The 16,267-nt window shown below is 55.7% G+C and carries 11 protein-coding genes and 2 tRNA genes; 7 read left to right on the top strand and 6 right to left on the bottom strand.

What is annotated here, in order from left to right; translation table 11 throughout:
- Window positions 1–144 precede the first annotated feature (144 nt).
- On the top strand, window positions 145–714 hold the full coding sequence (locus ACEW72_RS06985) for a 5-formyltetrahydrofolate cyclo-ligase (protein WP_373475662.1): 570 nt from the start codon (window positions 145–147) through the stop codon (window positions 712–714).
- Window positions 711–947 carry a DUF2842 domain-containing protein gene (locus ACEW72_RS06980; RefSeq protein ID WP_373475661.1) on the top strand — a complete coding sequence of 79 codons (237 nt, stop codon included), beginning with the start codon at window positions 711–713 and terminating at the stop codon, window positions 945–947. Before ACEW72_RS06985 ends, ACEW72_RS06980 begins: the two co-directional genes overlap by 4 nt.
- A 12-nt stretch (window positions 948–959) precedes the next feature.
- Here ACEW72_RS06980 and ACEW72_RS06975 read toward each other — a convergent pair.
- Window positions 960–1,036, bottom strand: a tRNA-Asp gene (locus ACEW72_RS06975).
- A 413-nt stretch (window positions 1,037–1,449) separates the two neighbouring features.
- Here ACEW72_RS06975 and ACEW72_RS06970 point away from each other — a divergent pair.
- From ACEW72_RS06970 to ACEW72_RS06955, 4 genes are all read left to right on the top strand, one after another.
- Window positions 1,450–2,403, top strand: a complete 954-nt coding sequence (locus ACEW72_RS06970; RefSeq protein WP_373475660.1) for a hypothetical protein — start codon at window positions 1,450–1,452, stop codon at window positions 2,401–2,403.
- A complete protein-coding gene (locus ACEW72_RS06965; RefSeq protein WP_373475659.1) occupies window positions 2,400–2,873 on the top strand; it encodes a hypothetical protein in 474 nt (157 codons plus the stop codon). The genes ACEW72_RS06970 and ACEW72_RS06965 overlap by 4 nt, the downstream gene beginning before the upstream one ends.
- 66 nt (window positions 2,874–2,939) lie before the next feature.
- Window positions 2,940–4,049 carry a hypothetical protein gene (locus ACEW72_RS06960; protein ID WP_373475658.1) on the top strand — a complete coding sequence of 370 codons (1,110 nt, stop codon included), beginning with the start codon at window positions 2,940–2,942 and terminating at the stop codon, window positions 4,047–4,049.
- Window positions 4,050–4,102: 53 nt separating this feature from the next.
- Window positions 4,103–9,187: a hypothetical protein gene (locus ACEW72_RS06955; RefSeq protein ID WP_373475657.1), complete on the top strand. Its 5,085-nt coding sequence runs from the start codon at window positions 4,103–4,105 to the stop codon at window positions 9,185–9,187.
- On the opposite strand, the gene ACEW72_RS06950 is transcribed toward ACEW72_RS06955, so the two are convergent.
- The 4 genes from ACEW72_RS06950 to thyA all read right to left on the bottom strand — a co-directional run bounded on the left by ACEW72_RS06950 (window position 9,184) and on the right by thyA (window position 13,811).
- The gene (locus ACEW72_RS06950; protein WP_373475656.1) at window positions 9,184–10,449 is read right to left on the bottom strand and encodes a dihydrolipoamide acetyltransferase family protein; all 1,266 of its coding nucleotides are present in this window, start codon (window positions 10,447–10,449) and stop codon (window positions 9,184–9,186) included. The genes ACEW72_RS06955 and ACEW72_RS06950 overlap by 4 nt on opposite strands.
- 4 nt (window positions 10,450–10,453) lie before the next feature.
- Complete coding sequence (locus ACEW72_RS06945; protein WP_373475655.1) at window positions 10,454–11,482, bottom strand: alpha-ketoacid dehydrogenase subunit beta; 1,029 nt, start codon at window positions 11,480–11,482, stop codon at window positions 10,454–10,456.
- A complete protein-coding gene (locus tag ACEW72_RS06940; RefSeq protein ID WP_373475654.1) occupies window positions 11,482–12,768 on the bottom strand; it encodes a thiamine pyrophosphate-dependent enzyme in 1,287 nt (428 codons plus the stop codon). Before ACEW72_RS06940 ends, ACEW72_RS06945 begins: the two co-directional genes overlap by 1 nt.
- 110 nt (window positions 12,769–12,878) lie before the next feature.
- Complete coding sequence (gene thyA, locus ACEW72_RS06935; RefSeq protein WP_373475653.1) at window positions 12,879–13,811, bottom strand: thymidylate synthase; 933 nt, start codon at window positions 13,809–13,811, stop codon at window positions 12,879–12,881.
- Window positions 13,812–13,945: 134 nt separating this feature from the next.
- Between thyA and ACEW72_RS06930 the strand changes: the two genes are divergently transcribed.
- Window positions 13,946–14,022 (top strand) — tRNA-Pro (locus ACEW72_RS06930).
- Between the two features lie 310 nt (window positions 14,023–14,332).
- On the opposite strand, the gene ACEW72_RS06925 is transcribed toward ACEW72_RS06930, so the two are convergent.
- Window positions 14,333–15,940, bottom strand: a complete 1,608-nt coding sequence (locus ACEW72_RS06925) for a M20/M25/M40 family metallo-hydrolase (RefSeq protein WP_373475652.1) — start codon at window positions 15,938–15,940, stop codon at window positions 14,333–14,335.
- Between the last annotated feature and the right edge of the window lie 327 nt (window positions 15,941–16,267).

Below are 16,267 nucleotides of genomic sequence, written 5' to 3'. Positions count from 1 at the left end.
AGGCGATTATTTATCTAAGGGAGCTGTCCCTGTTTGGACCGTGGTCCAGACTAAACGGCGCCCACCTGACGTTTTGGCGTCAGAGGATATTCCGGGAAACGACCCATTGTGGTTCCGCTAACCCTTTGAAGGGACATTGATATTGTGGACGGCGTTGCTGACAAAAAGACACAACGTGCCCGATACCGCCAGATCAGAGATGATTTTGTTCGAGATCTGAACGGTAATGACCGGTCCCTTTCCTTTTCCCATATTCCCAGCCTTTTGAATAGGCATTTGCAAGCGGGAGTAACCTTGGCAGGCTATGTTTCCAAAGGGTCCGAGGCCGATCCTGCACGTTTATTAGTCCAAGCCCATCAGCAGGGCTGCCAGATCGCCCTGCCCCATGTCACATCGAAAAGTGCGCCGATGCGTTTTTTACGGTGGTCGCCGGGCGAACCGTTGATTGTTGGGGCCTTTGGCCTGATGCAACCCGATACCAATGCAAAAGTTGTGCAGCCCGATGTTATATTGGTGCCGCTGGTCGCTTTCGACGACCGCTTGATGCGCCTTGGCCAGGGTGCCGGACATTATGACCGCGCGCTTAGTCTATTGGAAAACAGCTTTGCCGTCGGCCTTGGCTGGTCCATACAGCATGCAGCGGTCTTGCCTCATGATCCTTGGGACATTCCGCTCGACGCCATGCTGACAGAAAAATCCTGGATAACATTATGACCAAGCCACTCACCCCGCCGTCATGGCGCAAACCTGCCGGTATGCTGACCATATTGGGGATCATTTTGCTGTGGGCAATCCTGATTGTGAGCGCGTCGGAATATATCGGCCAGATGCATATATTGGCGCAGGGCGTCATTTATCTGGTCGCAGGGATTATCTGGATCGCGCCTTTGCGGCCATTATTGATCTGGATTGAAACCGGATCGTTCAAAGCGCCACCTTTACCCTGAATTTATGAGAGGTGGCGCGAGTGACGGGGCTCGAACCCGCGACCTCCGGCGTGACAGGCCGGCGCTCTAACCAACTGAGCTACACCCGCTAACTTGCGGTGGAGGCGCACTAGAAGCGAGGACAGATTCTGTCAACGCTCTTTGTCGCTATTCTCGAAATTGTAACAAATGGAAAAATTGCAGCGTCAATATTCTATCGTTTTCCGTACGAAATATTCTGATTTTGCGACCCGTAATTTCATCGGCAAACAGCCAATTTTTTAGCAGTTTGACGTCACGACGTCCTATGCTATATCTAAAGTTATATGCTTTAAGATTTTACAATTTTTTACCGTTTGCACCACGTGTTTCTTATTTATTTTCATATAGTTAAGGTGGTTAACTGATGTGCCTGAGATTAACGGTTTCTTGACGTTGTTGCGGCATAAGGTAGGTCATGAAGACCAGATATCATATTCGTTCGCGCCATAGCTTACGTCGGCAAAGTTGCATTTACGCGCTTTTGACGTCAATTTCGGTTGGGGTAATTTCGATGCCCAATGCCGCCTATGCAGCGGGTACATTGGCAGGGACCGACATTCAAAACGTCGCATCGGCGACTTTTGATACGGCAGGCGGTCCTGTGACCATCCAATCCAACACCGTCACGATCAAGGTCGATGAACTTCTTGACGTCACGGTGTCATCATCCGACCCTGGCGATGTCATAACTTCACCCGGGCAAACATCAAATGTTCAGAGTTTCCGGGTCTCCAACACCGGCAACGGGGATGAAGCATTTGCCCTTACCGCCACTGTTGCAAATGGTGGGGACGATTTCGACCCTAGCCTGCAACAAATTGTCATCGATACCAACGGTAATGGCGTTTTCGACGCGGGTGTGGATGTCGTGTATACCGCTGGGATCAACGACCCGGTCATTGCACCGGACCAGAATATCACCGTATTTGTAATAACCTCAACCCCTGCTGGCGTTGTCGACACCAATCGGGCCAATGTCAGCATAGCAGCGGCGGCCGTGACCGGGACAGGCGCGCCTGGAACCAGCTTTGCCAATGCAGGTCAAGGCGGCGGTAATGCCGTTGTGGGGACGACTGGCGCGCAAAGTTTGGCCAGCGGTTTTCTGGCAGTACAAGCCACTTCGGTCACGCTGAACAAAACGGCTACCATCCTGGATCCGTTCGGTGGCAACCGCCCGGTTCCCGGCGCAATTGTAACCTATTCGTTGGTCGCGACGGTCGCGGGCACTGGCCTGCTGAACAATCTGGTCATCACCGACCCTATTCCTGTCGGTTCGCAATATCAAACCGCCTCCATGACTTTGGAGGCCATTGCCCTTACCGACGCCGCCGATGCCGATGCCGGTACCTTCAACGGCACTCTGATCCGGATCACAGCTGGCAACGTACCTGCCGGTCAAACAAGAACTGTAACTTTTAAGGTGCTCATCCCATGAAGATGATCGTTCAAATTATGGCGGCTTTGGCCGCATTAGCCGGCGCATCGATTGCAGCGGCGGCAACGCCGTTGCAATTGAGCAGCGATGTTTTTGTCGAACGCACGATATCGCGCAACGATGGCACAAAAACAGTCGTTCTGGAAAAGCCCAAAATGGTGACACCTGGCGATAATCTCGTGTTTGTCGTCAGATATAAAAATGTCAGCACAGCCACAGCGAACAATTTCGTCGTGACGAACCCTTTACCAGCTGCCGTGACCTTTGATGGCACATCGGACGGGCTGGAAGTCGTATCCATTGACGGAGGAAAAAGCTGGGGACTCCTTGGCAATCTGCGAATTGCGAAAGAAAATGGCGCCACCAGAGCAGCTCAACGCAGCGATGTCACACATATAAAATGGAATCTGAATCAACCGCTGACCGCAGGTGCGGAGGGCAAATTGATATTTCGCGGAGTTGTAAAATGACCCGCGAAACCGTCTCGATTGCGGCGGAGTGGGCGCAATCAATAAAATGCAACAGGAGTAAAAGCTATGACCAGTAAGCTTAAGCTGCTCGTTGCCTCATCGTCGCTATCTTTGGTTATGCTGTGCTCCGCACCGGCATTTGCAGCAGGTACGGCGCAAGGCACGGGCATAACTAACAATGTAAGCGTGAATTTCCAGGTGGGCGGCGTTGCACAAACGCAACAAACGGCTTCTGATAATTTTGTCGTTGACCGTAAAGTGATTTTTTCTCTCGCGGAAAAAACACCGACCGGCACAACGTCAGTGAACCCGGGCCAAACCGCTCAGATTACGACCTTCATTTTGACCAACACGTCAAACGATACGCTCGATTTCACGATCACACCATCGCAACTGGTGGGCGGAACGGCCGCGCATGGCGGAACGGATGGGTTTAACGTCACCAATTTGCTGGTTTGCCTCGATGCGAACGCCGACAACGCATGCGATGGTGGGATCGGTACGGCGACCGCGACACTGACAGTCAATGATCTGATAGCCGATGCGAACACTACAATCCTTGTACTCGGCGATATTCCACTGACGGCGACAAATGGCCAAATAGCTGGAGTTTCGCTGAGTGCTGCCGCGTTGAACAGCAATGGTACGGCGATCACGGTCGCCACGGATGCCACAGTCAACGGCGCCGGTACGGTGGAAACCATTTTCGCCGACACCGTGAAATCCGGAAACGGCGGCACTTCGGCTGCGCGTGACGGTATCGATGTTGCGACCGACGACTATACGGTCCAAGCAGCCGTCTTGAGCGTCTTCAAAACAAGCCGGATCATCAGCGACGGCGTGAGCGCCAGCAACTTCAAGTCTGTTCCAGGCGCTGTGGTTGAATATTGCATCTCGGTCGCGAACGCTGCGGGTGGTGCGACGGCAACGAACATCACCATTTCTGACCTTGTGCCGACCAATACGACCTATCAGGCTGGTACGATCTTCGTAAATGGCACAGTGACGAGCCCGGGCGCAGGACAAACCTGTACGACGGTGGGATCGGCTGTCAGTGATGCTGCGGACGCTGATGGTGGCAGCTTCGGCACACCAGCCAATACAGTGGCAGGCACGTTGAATAATATCGCGGGCGGTAACGCCAGCGCGCTTATTTTCCGCGCCACAATCAACTAAAAGAAAAATGGGGGCGGCGTGCGACCATGTCGACGTCGCCCTTTTCAATAAAAATGGGACCTTTAACCAAAATCATTAACCGATGCGCCGGTGTGCTGGCGACAGGACTCATGCTTCCTGTCGCCTGCTTACCTGCGTTCGCGCAAACGACGCCGCAAATTATCACCAATACAGCCACTGTAGAGTGGGATGCGGGTGTCCAGCGGCTGTCACGGACGTCAAATACGGTCCAATTTGCGGTTGAACCCGCTCCGGTACCGACAACATCGCTCACTTTGTTGCGATTTTCCAATACGCAAGGCGCATCGTCGGTAAATTTACCGAGTACGGTGTGTACGGGCAATAATGGCCCTACTCCGATACGATTTGAGGGCGTGTATGCTGGATTGAGCACCACGCCGGCAAGCCTGGTACCCGCAACGGCTATTCGCGCCGGCGAACCACTGGTCATCCAGATGGACGCAGCGGCCAAAAATCTGAATACGACGGCCATAGACAGTTTTGAAGTGGTCGTTGTCACGCCCACAGGCGATCGGGAGCGCATTACGTTCACCGAATCGGCCGCAAATAGCGGCCGCTTTCACGGATTCGTCAACACACGCGCAATTCCGCCCGTTCCGGTGCAAGGTGATTGCGTACTTTCGATCAATCCGGGTGATACCGTCAACGTTGAATTCGACGATACGTCGACCGGCAATCGTTTGGGCGATGCCGAGGTGGAAATTCTGGTCGATCCCTTTGGATTGACATTCGACAGTGGCGATGGCGCGCCTGTCGATGGCACGACAGTCACGATTGTCGATGCAGCCACAGGTGCACCTGCACCTGTTTTCGGAGACGATGGCGTCTCCCCCTTTCCCAGCACAATTGTGACGGGAAGCACCGTAACCGACGGTAGCGGTAGAATTTATCCATTTACTTCAGGATTTTACCGCTTTCCATTTTTACGACAAGGAACCTACCGGCTCATTGTCACGCCTCCGGGACCGTATACGTTCCCGTCGCAGGCCACGCCGACCGAACTGGCGGCGTTGACACGACCCGACGGGGGACAATTTGTCATCGCACAGGGCTCCTACGGGGGGACAATTACCTTGTCCGACCCTGCCCCCGTGCGCATTGACATCCCGCTGGATCGTCCCGGCGGCGTATTGTCACTTCGAAAGTCGACTTCCACGGTCACCGCGACGCCTGGCGACGTGGTGCAATATCGTGTCGAGGTCCAAAATACGGACAGAATTCGAAACACCGGGCCGGTGACAATCACCGACCAGCTACCGAACGCCATGCGGTTACGGCAAAATAGCGTTCGGTATCAGGGAATTACGGTAACGCCGACGGTTGCGCCCGACGGCAGCAGCTTCTCGGTCGCTGTCCCTCCTTTGACGGGAGGCGGATCGGGATTGCTCACCTATCTTGCCGAAGTGCGTCAGGATGCGCGGCCCGGAAATGCAATCAATCTCGCCAATGCGCGTGACAATCGCGGTGCTGCGAGCGAGCAGGCCGATGCAGCTGTGCGCATCATTCGCGACGGCATCAGCGAACGCTTCACTCTGGTGGGCCGCGTGACCGAAGGCGGATGCACGATCAACCCCCGCAAAGCAAAGGGCATCGCCGGGGTTCGCGTGATGTTGCAGGACGGCACCTACACCGTCACCGACACAGACGGACGTTATCATTTTGAGGGGCTGATTCCCGGCATCCATGTCGTCCAAATCGATCCTACAAGCTTCCCGCCCAATCAGGCTCCGGTCGATTGCGCCCAGAACACACGTAGCGCAGGCAGCGCTATTTCCCGCTTTGTTGAAGGACGGGGCGGCAGCCTGAAACGCGCCGATTTCCGCGCTGTGGAAACCGCGGAACGCACGGATAGCCGTATAAATTCCACCCCGCTTCCCCCGGTCCTGAGCGATCCTGAAGCAGCGGGTGCAGATCGCGATTGGCTTGCTGGACAGGAACCCGGCACTGGTTTCCTCTACCCCGCGACGGACCAGAACCCGCGCGTCAAATCGATCCGTGTCGCCATCAAATACCGCCCCGGCCAGACGATCGAACTGCTGACGAACGGCAAGAAGGTCGACGCGCTGAATTATGACGGCACGAAGAAAAGTGCGGACGGTCAAGTGCTGGTCGCCATCTGGCGCGGGGTCGGCATTGAAGATGGCACCACGAAACTGACCGCGAAAATCAAGGACGGTTCGGGCGCCGTAGTCGAGACGCTGGAACGCGATGTCTACTTCGCCCACGCCCCGATGCGGGCGCAGTTCCTAAAAGACCAGTCGGTATTGCTTGCCGACGGTGTGACACGGCCACGCATCGCCGTGCGCCTGACGGACCGGTTGGGCAAACCGATCCAGCATGGATCTGTGGGCGATTTCAGCGTGACTGAGCCCTATCGCCCCGCTGTCGAGGTGGGTACCGAACAGGCACGTCAATTGTCCGGCCTGGAGCGCGCAGCACCCGTCTGGCGCGTGCATGGCGACAACGGCATTGCCTATATCGAGCTGGAGCCCACGACCGCATCCGGATCGCTCGCCATCAGCTTCAACTTTGTCGACGGCGAAGTGCGCCGCGAACAGCGTTTCGAAACCTGGTTAGATCCGGGCGATCGCCCTTGGACTGTTGTTGGCTTTGCCGCGGGCACAATCGGATTTAACAAGCTGGAAGAAGGTCTGGAAGAACAGGTTGGCGACGATGATCCCATCAACGTCGACGGACGGATCGCGCTTTACGCAAAGGGCCGTGTCACAGGCAAATGGCTGATGACGATGGCCTACGACACCGACAAGAAGGAAGACCAGACCCGCTTTGCCGGCGTTATCGACCCGCGCCGCTATTACACTATCTACGCCGACCGCACCGACCAGCGCTATGACGCTGCATCGGTCCGCCGCCTATACCTCAAGCTGGAGCGCCCGCAATTCTACGCGCTGTTTGGCGATTACCAGACCGGTATCGACGAACCAGAGCTTGCACGGTACCAGCGGGCGTTCAACGGCGTGAAGGCCGAATATCGCAACGATGCCATCCAGGCGACTGCATTCGGTTCGGACACCCCCACACGGTACCGCCGTGACGAGATCCAGGGCAACGGCCTGTCGGGCCCCTATGCACTCGGCGCGCGGGACGTAATCGCGAACAGCGAACGCATATTGCTGGAAACGCGCGACCGCCTGCGTTCCGACCGCATTGTCGATCGCAAGTCGCTGTTCCGCCATATCGATTACGACATCGACTACCTCGCTGGAACTCTGCGTTTTCGCGAGCCTATCCTTTCGCGCGGCAGCGGCCTTGATCCGCAATTCATCATCGCCGAATATGAAGTCGATGGCATTGGCAAGCGCGTGGCCAACGCCGGTGGACGCGTCCGCTGGAAGAGTGCCGACGAAAAGCTGCAGATTGCGGCCACGGGCATCCACGACGAAAGCGATACCGCAAAAACCGACCTGTTGGGCGCTGACCTGATCTATCGCCCTGCCACCGGCACCGAAATTCGAGCCGAATTTGCAGGCTCATCTGGTGAAGCAAAGACGACGGCATCCTCTTCCAGTGGCGCTACAGCATGGCTGGTGGAGGCCGAGCATCATGACGACAAGTTGGACATTCTTGCCTATGTCCGCGAACAGCAGGCCGGCTTTGGCGTAGGCCAGATCAACCGTTCGGAAATCGGCACACGCAAGTTCGGCGTCGACGGCCGCATGCGTCTGACGGAAAAGCTGTCGGCATCGCTGCTCGCCTATCAGGAAGAATTTTTCGGGGAAGACGCCCGCCGCCGCGCCGCCATTAGTGAACTGGAATATCGCGATGGCAACACGACGCTGCGCGCTGGCCTCACGCATGCCAATGACAAGCTGGCCGATGGCACCACAAATATTTCGACCTTGGTGAAACTGGGCGCATCGCAGCGTTTGCTGGACGGAAAGCTGGAGCTATCGGGTCAGACCGAATTCGCGCTGAGCGATCAAGACGAAAGCGTCGACTTCCCTGCCCGTCACATCGTCTCTGCGCGTTATGCCGTGCGTTCCGATGTTGCCCTTGTCGCCGGTTATGAAATCGCCAAAGGCGAAAATATTGATGCACGCACCGCACGTCTCGGGTTCGACGTCGCGCCATGGGCGGGTGGCCGCATTCTGGCCAGCGCGAACCAGCAGCAAATCACCGAATTCGGTCCCCGCACCTTCGCGGCCTATGGCCTTGCCCAATCCTTCCGCATAAGCGAAAAATGGTCGGCGGACCTGACACTTGACGGGAACAAGACGCTGGGCGGGTTCAGCCGTGCCGATGTGGTCAACCCCTTGCAGCCTGTCGCGTCGGGCGGCTTCTTGGGAAGCGACGGCAGCCTGACCGAAGACTTTACCGCGATCACCGCTGGCGCAACCTATCGTGGTGACCGCTGGAGCTGGACAGGCCGCGGCGAATATCGCGACGGCGAAACAACGAACCGCTACGGCTTCACAACCGCTATCCTGCGCCAGATTGGCGAAGGCCGTGCCGTGGGTGGTGCCCTTAGCTGGTTCCGCGCCAATGAAAAAGGCGGCGCATCGACGACCACAGCGCAGGCCGAAATCAGCTGGGCACACCGCCCTGCCGACAGCCAATGGTCTGTCCTGAACAAGACTGAATTCCGGTATGACGCAGTGCGCGACGCTGTTGCAGGTGAAGCCGGGCCTATTGGTGGCGCGCCACTCAATATCGATGGCGACGCAAAATCGCGCCGTGTCATCAACAGCCTGTCGGTCAACTACACGCCGATTGACGAGCAAGACGGCAGCTTCATCGAACGTGGTGAATATGCCTTCTTCTGGGGCACACGCTATACCACCGACCGTTTCGGCCAAGACGATGTCAAAGGCTGGAGCAACGTGGTTGGCGCCGATCTGAAATTCGACCTGAGTGACGTCGCGGATATCGGTGCTGCCGGTACCGTTCGCATTGGCACGAACGGCAAGAACATCGCCTATTCAGGCGGTCCCGTGCTGACCGTTACGCCCTTCAAGAACGCGAATATCTCGCTTGGCTACAATGTCGTCGGCTTTGAAGACCGTGATTTTGAAGAAAGCCGCTACACCCGCAGCGGTCCTTTCGTCACCTTCAAGCTGAAATTCGACCAGAACAGCCTCGCCGGCTTCAAGTTTTAGTCCGCAAAAAGCAGGATCGGCGTTTCAATCAGCTTCTTAAGCGCCTGCACATAGCTCGCCGCATCCCAGCCATCGACGACCCGGTGATCGCAACTGATCGACAGGTTCATCAACTTGCGCGCTTCGATACTGTCTCCCACAAACATCGGCCGTTCAACGATCTTGTTTGGCCCGATGATGGCCACTTCCGGACGGTTGATAACTGGCGTTGTTGCGATCCCGCCAAGCGGTCCCAGCGACGTAATCGTCAATGTGGAACCGGATAGCTCTTCGCTTTTCGCGGTGCCATTGCGCGCAGCGTCTGCCAAACGACTGATTTCAATCGCTAATTGCCAGATATTCATATCCTGGGCATCGCGAATGACGGGCACCATCAGGCCCGCGGGCGTTTGCGTTGCCATCCCCAGGTGCACCGAACCATGCCGCGTAACAACGCCGGCTTCGTCGTCAAAACGGGCGTTAAGCATCGGAAATTGAGGGATTGTCTTGCAAATGGCAACGATCAACATCGGCAAAAGGGTCAGCTTCGGCTTCGTTCCGCGGTTGTCGTTCAGGTCCGCGCGCATGGCCTCGATGGCCGTCACGTCGATCTCGTCAACATAGGTAAAGTGCGGGATATGGCGCTTCGATGCAGCCATATTATCGGCAATACGCCGGCGCATGCCAATCACTTTGATGACCTCATCATGGCGTTTGGCCGAACTATGTGGCGCCCGATAGCCCTGCCCCGAACCATAGTTTAAATAAGCATCAAGGTCTGCATGGCGAACATGCCCGCCTGCCGCCTTGACGTCACTCAAATCAACACCCAGGTCCTTCGCTCGAGCGCGCACGGCGGGTGATGCAGTGACGATATGATGGGCCGCATCGTCGGATTCCAGAGCCGTTTCAGCTGCCGCCTCGACAGGAATGGCGACGGGCACGGGCACATGCGCTTGGGGCATTTCATCCTCGACCATTTTTGTTTTGGCGGGTGCCGCCTCGGTTTCTGGGGGTTCCTGACTGACGTCGTTGACGTCACTCGTCGTTTCGATTTCGACCAGCATGGACCCGATGGCAATCACATCGCCTGCATCGCCTGCAACCCTGGTCACGACACCGGCAACCGGACTCTCCATTTCAACCGTTGCTTTGTCGGTCATCATGTCGGCAAGCGGCTGGTCTTCCGAAATGTGGTCGCCCACCTTCACGTGCCACGCGACGATCTCGGCTTCGGCAATGCCTTCGCCAATATCAGGGAGGTTGAAAGTGAATTTGGCCATCAGCTCAATCCTTCATAATCTTGTCAAATGCGCGCGCCAGCCGCACCGGTCCAGGGAAATAAGCCCATTCTAGACTGTGCGGATAGGGTGTATCGAAACCGGTCACACGTTCGACGGGCGCTTCTAGATAGTAGAAACAGCGTTCCTGTACCTGCGCCGAAAGTTCGGCACCAAAACCGCTCGTCCGTGTCGCTTCATGCACCACCATGCAACGTCCGGTCTTTTTGACTGACGCCTCGATGGTGTCAATGTCGAGCGGTAATAGCGTACGCAGATCTATGATTTCTGCGTCTAACCCAAGTTCGGCGACCACGGCTTTGACCACATGGACCATTGTGCCATAGGTCAGAACGGTGACGGCCTGTCCTTCGCGAACAATCGCAGCTTTGCCCAGTTCTATCCGGTAATACCCTTCTGGCACTGCGCTGCCTTCATGTTTTGACCAAGGCTCGACTGGCCGGTCATAATAGCCGGTGAAGGGGCCGTTATAGATGCGCTTGGGTTCAAAAAAGACAACGGGATCATTGTCCTCAATGGCCGCAATCAACAAACCCTTGGCGTCGTAAGGCGTGGCCGGGATAACTGTTTTGATCCCGCACACGTGCGTAAACAGGCTTTCGGGGCTTTGGCTATGCGTTTGCCCGCCAAAAATGCCGCCGCCAAAAGGTGAGCGCACGGTCATCGGGCAGATGAAGTCATTTGCAGAACGATACCGCATACGCGCCGCTTCGCTGACCAACTGGTCGAGGCCGGGATAGATGTAGTCGGCGAACTGGATTTCAGGAACAGGGCGCAAACCATAGGCGGCCATCCCCACGCCGACGCCGATAATGCCGCACTCGCTAATCGGCGTGTCAAATACCCGGGTCTTGCCGTGCTTTTTCTGCAAGCCCGCTGTTGCCCGGAATACGCCGCCGAAATAGCCGACATCTTCGCCCATGATGACGACTTCCGGATCCTGACCCAACATCACGTCCAGCGCACTGTTGATCGCTTCGATCATGTTCATGGTTTTGGTCGCAGTTTCGGACATCAGCGCGCCTCCCATTCCGGACCGAATTTAGCGCGCTGCTCTTCGAGCATTTGGGCGCATTGTTCTTTCAAATGCGCGGGCATTTCTTCAAACACATCCTCAAACATGGTTTCGAACGGATGGTGAAGACCATGGCCCAATATGCCGTTTTGCTCGGCTTCCTTTTGTTTCGCCTTCACCTCATCCGACAGGCTGGAAACCAGCGCTTCATGCTGTTCGTCGCTCCATTCGCCCGTTGAAATCAAATGCGCTTTTAGCCGGTCGACCGGATCACCCAATGGCCACAAGGCATATTCTTCAGCGGCGCGATAGGCATTTGGATCGTCCGAGGTCGAATGCCCTTCCCCGCGATAGGTGAAATATTCGATCAAGGTCGGACCATTGTTCGTTCGAGCCCGATTGGCCGCCCATTGCATCGCGGCATAAACCGCCAGAACGTCATTCCCGTCAACCCTCAGCCCGGCAATGCCATATCCTATGGCCTTTGCGGCAAAGGTCGTTCGTTCACTGCCGGCAAAGCCTGAAAATGAGGAAATGGCCCATTGGTTATTCACGACCTGAAATATGACCGGCGCATTGTAAACGGCGGCAAAAGTCAGCGCGCTGTGAAAATCGCCCTCTGCAGTGGACCCGTCACCACACCACACAGCGGCAATACGCGTATCCGCGCGCGAGGCGGAGGCCATTGCCCAACCAACAGCCTGCGGATATTGCGTCGTCAGATTTCCCGAAATGCTGAAAAAGCCATAATCTTTGGCGGAATACATGATCGGCAATTGCCGCCCTTTCAGCCGGTCGCCGCGATTGGAGTATATCTGGTTCATCATATCAACCAGCGGATAATCCCGCGTAATTAAAATGCCCTGCTGGCGATAGCTCGGAAAACACATATCATCCCGGTGCAAAGCCATTGTGGTCGCAACCGAGGTTGCTTCTTCGCCGAAGGATTTCATGTAAAAGCTGGTTTTACCCTGCCGCTGCGCACGGAACATCCGGTCATCAAAGGCACGCAGGGTCAACATCTTACGCAGCATCAATCGCAACGTGTCGGCGCTTAGCCCGGGGTTCCAGCTACCAGTTGCAGCGTGTCCATCATCAAGAACGCGGACCAGGCCATAAGCCAATGCATGAATATCCGCCGGCGCCACATGTTCGTCAGGCCGCGCAATCGAGTCCACTTCGGGGACAACAATATCGCTGAAATCCGCTTTATCGCCGGGGCGGAATTTGGGTTCGGGAACATGCAGATGCAGTGGCGCTAGATTTTCCTTTTGATGCTGCCCCATGCTTGTTCCTCCGCCTCTGACCCCCTGAACGACTCAGGTAATTTATTGTCTGCGATTGTTATATTATTTCAAGCATTGCTTTAGGTCAATAGTACTGACCTATCCTGCATTCACACTGCGACCGGCGCAGAAATATGGGCTTGTGGTGCGTAATCATGTACTTCAAAATCTTCGATACAGAAGTCAAAAATACTTTGCGGTGTGCGGAGCAATTTCAACGTGGGACTTCCCGATGGCGTCCGCGATAATTGTTCTTCCACCAGATCTTTATGGTTGAGATAAAGGTGCACATCACCACCTTGCCAAATCAACTCGCCCGGCTGATAGCCGCATACAGCGGCGAGCATCCGGGTCAAAAGCGCGGCTGAAAAAGCATTGAAAGCAAAGCCCAGGCCCAGATCGCAAGATCGCTGAAATAAAATGCAGCTTAACACCCCGTCGGCGACATGAAACTGGTAGGTTTTGTGGCAAGGCGGTAACGCCATCCGGTGCAATTCAGCCACATTCCACCCTTCGATAATATGCCGCCTTGAACCCGGATTGTTTTTCAGGCTTTCGACCAATAGGCTAACCTGATCGATGCCTTTATCCATTTTCTGGAACAGCCCCTCGCCCACTGGCTGATAATTGGGCCAATTCACCCATTGCGCTCCGTAAACAGGGCCAAGATCGCCCCATTTCTCCGCAAATTCAGCGCTGTCGACAATTTGGGCTTCGAAATCTTCCTGTGTGATGTCGCATCCGGTTTCGCGGCGATAACGGGCAAGAGGCCAGTCGGTCCATATCCGTACCTTTTGCTGTAACAACGGACGGATGTTGGTGTTTCCGGTCAAAAACCAAAGCATTTCGCGGGCCGCGGTTTTCCAATACACCCGTTTCGTCGTCAGCAAGGGAACGGCATCGTCCGCCAATGAAAAACGCATCATCGCCCCGAAAATAGACCGCGTTCCAACACCAGTGCGGTCGCGCTGAATCGTTCCTTCAGTCCATATCCGCTGCATCAGCGCGAGATATTGCTCTTCATAATGCGGTGCAGATGCCATGTCGGGAAAGTTAGAACGTAGCATTGATTTTGGCAACCGCCGCTTGCTGCTAAATAATCGGCTTGAAACCGAAAAACCGCCAAATTATATCAGCAACCTGCATCCGGTATTTTCGGACGAAACCGGTTGCGGGTCGGGAAATAGCTCAGCCTGGTAGAGCACTGCCTTCGGGAGGCAGGGGCCGGAGGCTCGAATCCTCTTTTCCCGACCAGTTATCAATAACTTATTATCAGGCCACTTCAATTTGGCGCGTCTCCTCCATTTAAAAAGGGTCTTTTTAGGGGTCTTATTGCTTTCGCTTGGGAATGTCTCTTTTAACGCTTCCATTAGCGCCAGTCCAAGGGGCATTTCCGCATAGGGCACAGCCCGCCGCTGGCTTCCAACCCCTATTGCAGTTAGTCGCCAAGCAGAATGCGGCCTACTGCAAAACCCGACGGGTTTCACCTTGTTCGCAAAATTCTCATCGGGGCATTGACGTTTAATCCTCCCCACCGTGAATCGGTGGGGAGGATTCGATAAACTTACTCTTCGTCAGGATCCTTGACCTTGAACGGATCGGTAACCGCTGGTTGGACAGGCAGCGGCTGACGGGGCAGTGTTTTAGCGCTGTTAGCCGATTGCCAGAGCATCCCCGCCATCACTACGGCAGCCTGCCGCATATCTTCGGCTTTCAAATGGTCGAACGTGTCGGCATTGCTGTGGTGGGTGCGGGTCGAATAATCGAGCGGGTCCTGAATGAACTGGTACGCTGGCACGCCGACCGCTTGCATGAAAACATGGTCAGTGCCGCTGGTGTCGGCGGCGACAACACGGCTGGCGTCCATGCCCGAAAAGGGAGAGAGCCATTCCTTTAGCAGCGGCACAGCGGCGGCATTGCCCTCCGCATAAATGCCGCGGAATTTGCCAGAGCCATTGTCCATGTTGAAATAGGCTTTGAGGTCATTGTAGCCCGGCTGCGGAATAATCGGGTAACGGTAGGTCCAATCGTAAAAGGCCTCGAGACCATTTGGGTCGGTGCCCGGCTTCGGTTCGCGGCGGGCGAGATATTTTTCAGTGTAGGCTCGGCTGCCGATCAGTCCTTGTTCTTCGCCAGACCAGAGCGCGAAGCGGATGGTGCGCTTCGGCGTCCCCATGCGCTTCAGGATACGCGCGGCCTCCATCACCACGGCGCTGCCCGCTGCATTGTCGGTGGCGCCGTCGCCAGCAACCCAGCTATCGAAATGCGCGCCGGCCATGACATAGCCCGCTTTAGGGTCGCTGCCCGGGATTTCGGCAATGATATTATAGCCGTTGCGGTCGCTGTCGTCGAAGCGGACGTTGTTTTCGAACTCGATAACCGGCTTGCGGCCAGTTTTGGTCAGGCGAACGAGGCGGCGATAATCTTCCGCTGAAAGCTCAATGCCCGGCAGGTTGAGCGTGCGACCGGTGCGGAAATTATAGCCCGCGCCATGCACCAGCTTGCCATCGCGGTAGGACATCCGCACCCAGCCGATTGCGCCTTCGGTTTTCAAGAAGGCATCAAGCTTTTCGACAAATTCGACGCGCTTCAACCGCGCATTCAGTTCCTCCGGATCATATTCAGGCTGGTCGAACGCATCAAGCTTACCCAGTTCTTCGCTAGTCCAACGGCGAAACGCTGCCTTGTCAGGCTCCGAACCTGTTCCCGGCATCGAGATCATAACGATCTTGCCCGCAAGCTTGCCCTTATATTCGTCGAAATGGCGCAGCTTGGACATTGGCGCGACGATCACTTCACCCGATAGCACCCCACTGGTCGGCGGCGTCCACGCGACCGGGATCGCGGTCAATTGCAGCGGACGAGGAACGGTCATCCGTGCACTCGACGAGACGATTTCCCAACCGCGTCCGAAATCAAAAGGATCGCGGCGGACATTTTGCAGCCCCCAGCCGGTGAACTTGTCGATGGCCCATGCTTCGGCGCGGCGCATCGCGGGCGAGTTCGTCAGACGCGGCCCGATATCGTCGGTCATCTCCTGTGCAAGGCTCATGACCTGCGACCTGTTCATGCCTTCGTCAACTAGGCGGTTAGTTTCATCGACCTGCGCGGCGGCGGGCATGGCAATGGCAAGCGCTGTCAAAGACAGGGCGGCAAAATACTTTCGAATCATAAAGTTCCCCAGCGTGAATGGATGATTGCATCTATTCACGGCCAAGTCTGATTTGCAAGTATATGACGCCGGCTTTCTGCGGACGCCGACCCCTATTTTGATTTCAAAAGCTTGTGATTAGGCAGTTATACAAACCTGCCAACGCATTCAGACCCAACACTGCGGTCTATAGAATAATATTGAAAATGGTCGGGGTGACAGGATTCCAGCAAATAGCTGGAATCACTTAAGAAAATAAGGCATATTCCCCTACACAGCACCTGCACAGTTATGGAACTCCGCGCGCTTTCGCTCCAAACCTGCACAGTTTCTGCACAGCGGAGTATG

This window comes from Sphingorhabdus sp., from assembly GCF_041737645.1.
In the GTDB taxonomy this organism is placed as follows: domain Bacteria; phylum Pseudomonadota; class Alphaproteobacteria; order Sphingomonadales; family Sphingomonadaceae; genus Sphingorhabdus_B.
The sequence above is the reverse complement of the archived record's forward strand: the minus strand, read 5'-3'. Positions and strand labels throughout refer to the sequence as shown.

Bases quoted from the DNA above. Each gene is read 5' to 3' on its own strand.
- ACEW72_RS06980 (WP_373475661.1), top strand. From the start codon at position 711: ATGACCAAGCCACTCACCCCGCCGTCATGGCGCAAACCTGCCGGTATG.
- ACEW72_RS06965 (WP_373475659.1), top strand. From the start codon at position 2,400: ATGAAGATGATCGTTCAAATTATGGCGGCTTTGGCCGCATTAGCCGGC.
- ACEW72_RS06960 (WP_373475658.1), top strand. From the start codon at position 2,940: ATGACCAGTAAGCTTAAGCTGCTCGTTGCCTCATCGTCGCTATCTTTG.
- ACEW72_RS06955 (WP_373475657.1), top strand. From the start codon at position 4,103: ATGGGACCTTTAACCAAAATCATTAACCGATGCGCCGGTGTGCTGGCG.
- ACEW72_RS06950 (WP_373475656.1), bottom strand. From the start codon at position 10,449: ATGGCCAAATTCACTTTCAACCTCCCTGATATTGGCGAAGGCATTGCC.
- ACEW72_RS06945 (WP_373475655.1), bottom strand. From the start codon at position 11,482: ATGTCCGAAACTGCGACCAAAACCATGAACATGATCGAAGCGATCAAC.
- ACEW72_RS06940 (WP_373475654.1), bottom strand. From the start codon at position 12,768: ATGGGGCAGCATCAAAAGGAAAATCTAGCGCCACTGCATCTGCATGTT.
- thyA (WP_373475653.1), bottom strand. From the start codon at position 13,811: ATGGCATCTGCACCGCATTATGAAGAGCAATATCTCGCGCTGATGCAG.
- ACEW72_RS06925 (WP_373475652.1), bottom strand. From the start codon at position 15,940: ATGATTCGAAAGTATTTTGCCGCCCTGTCTTTGACAGCGCTTGCCATT.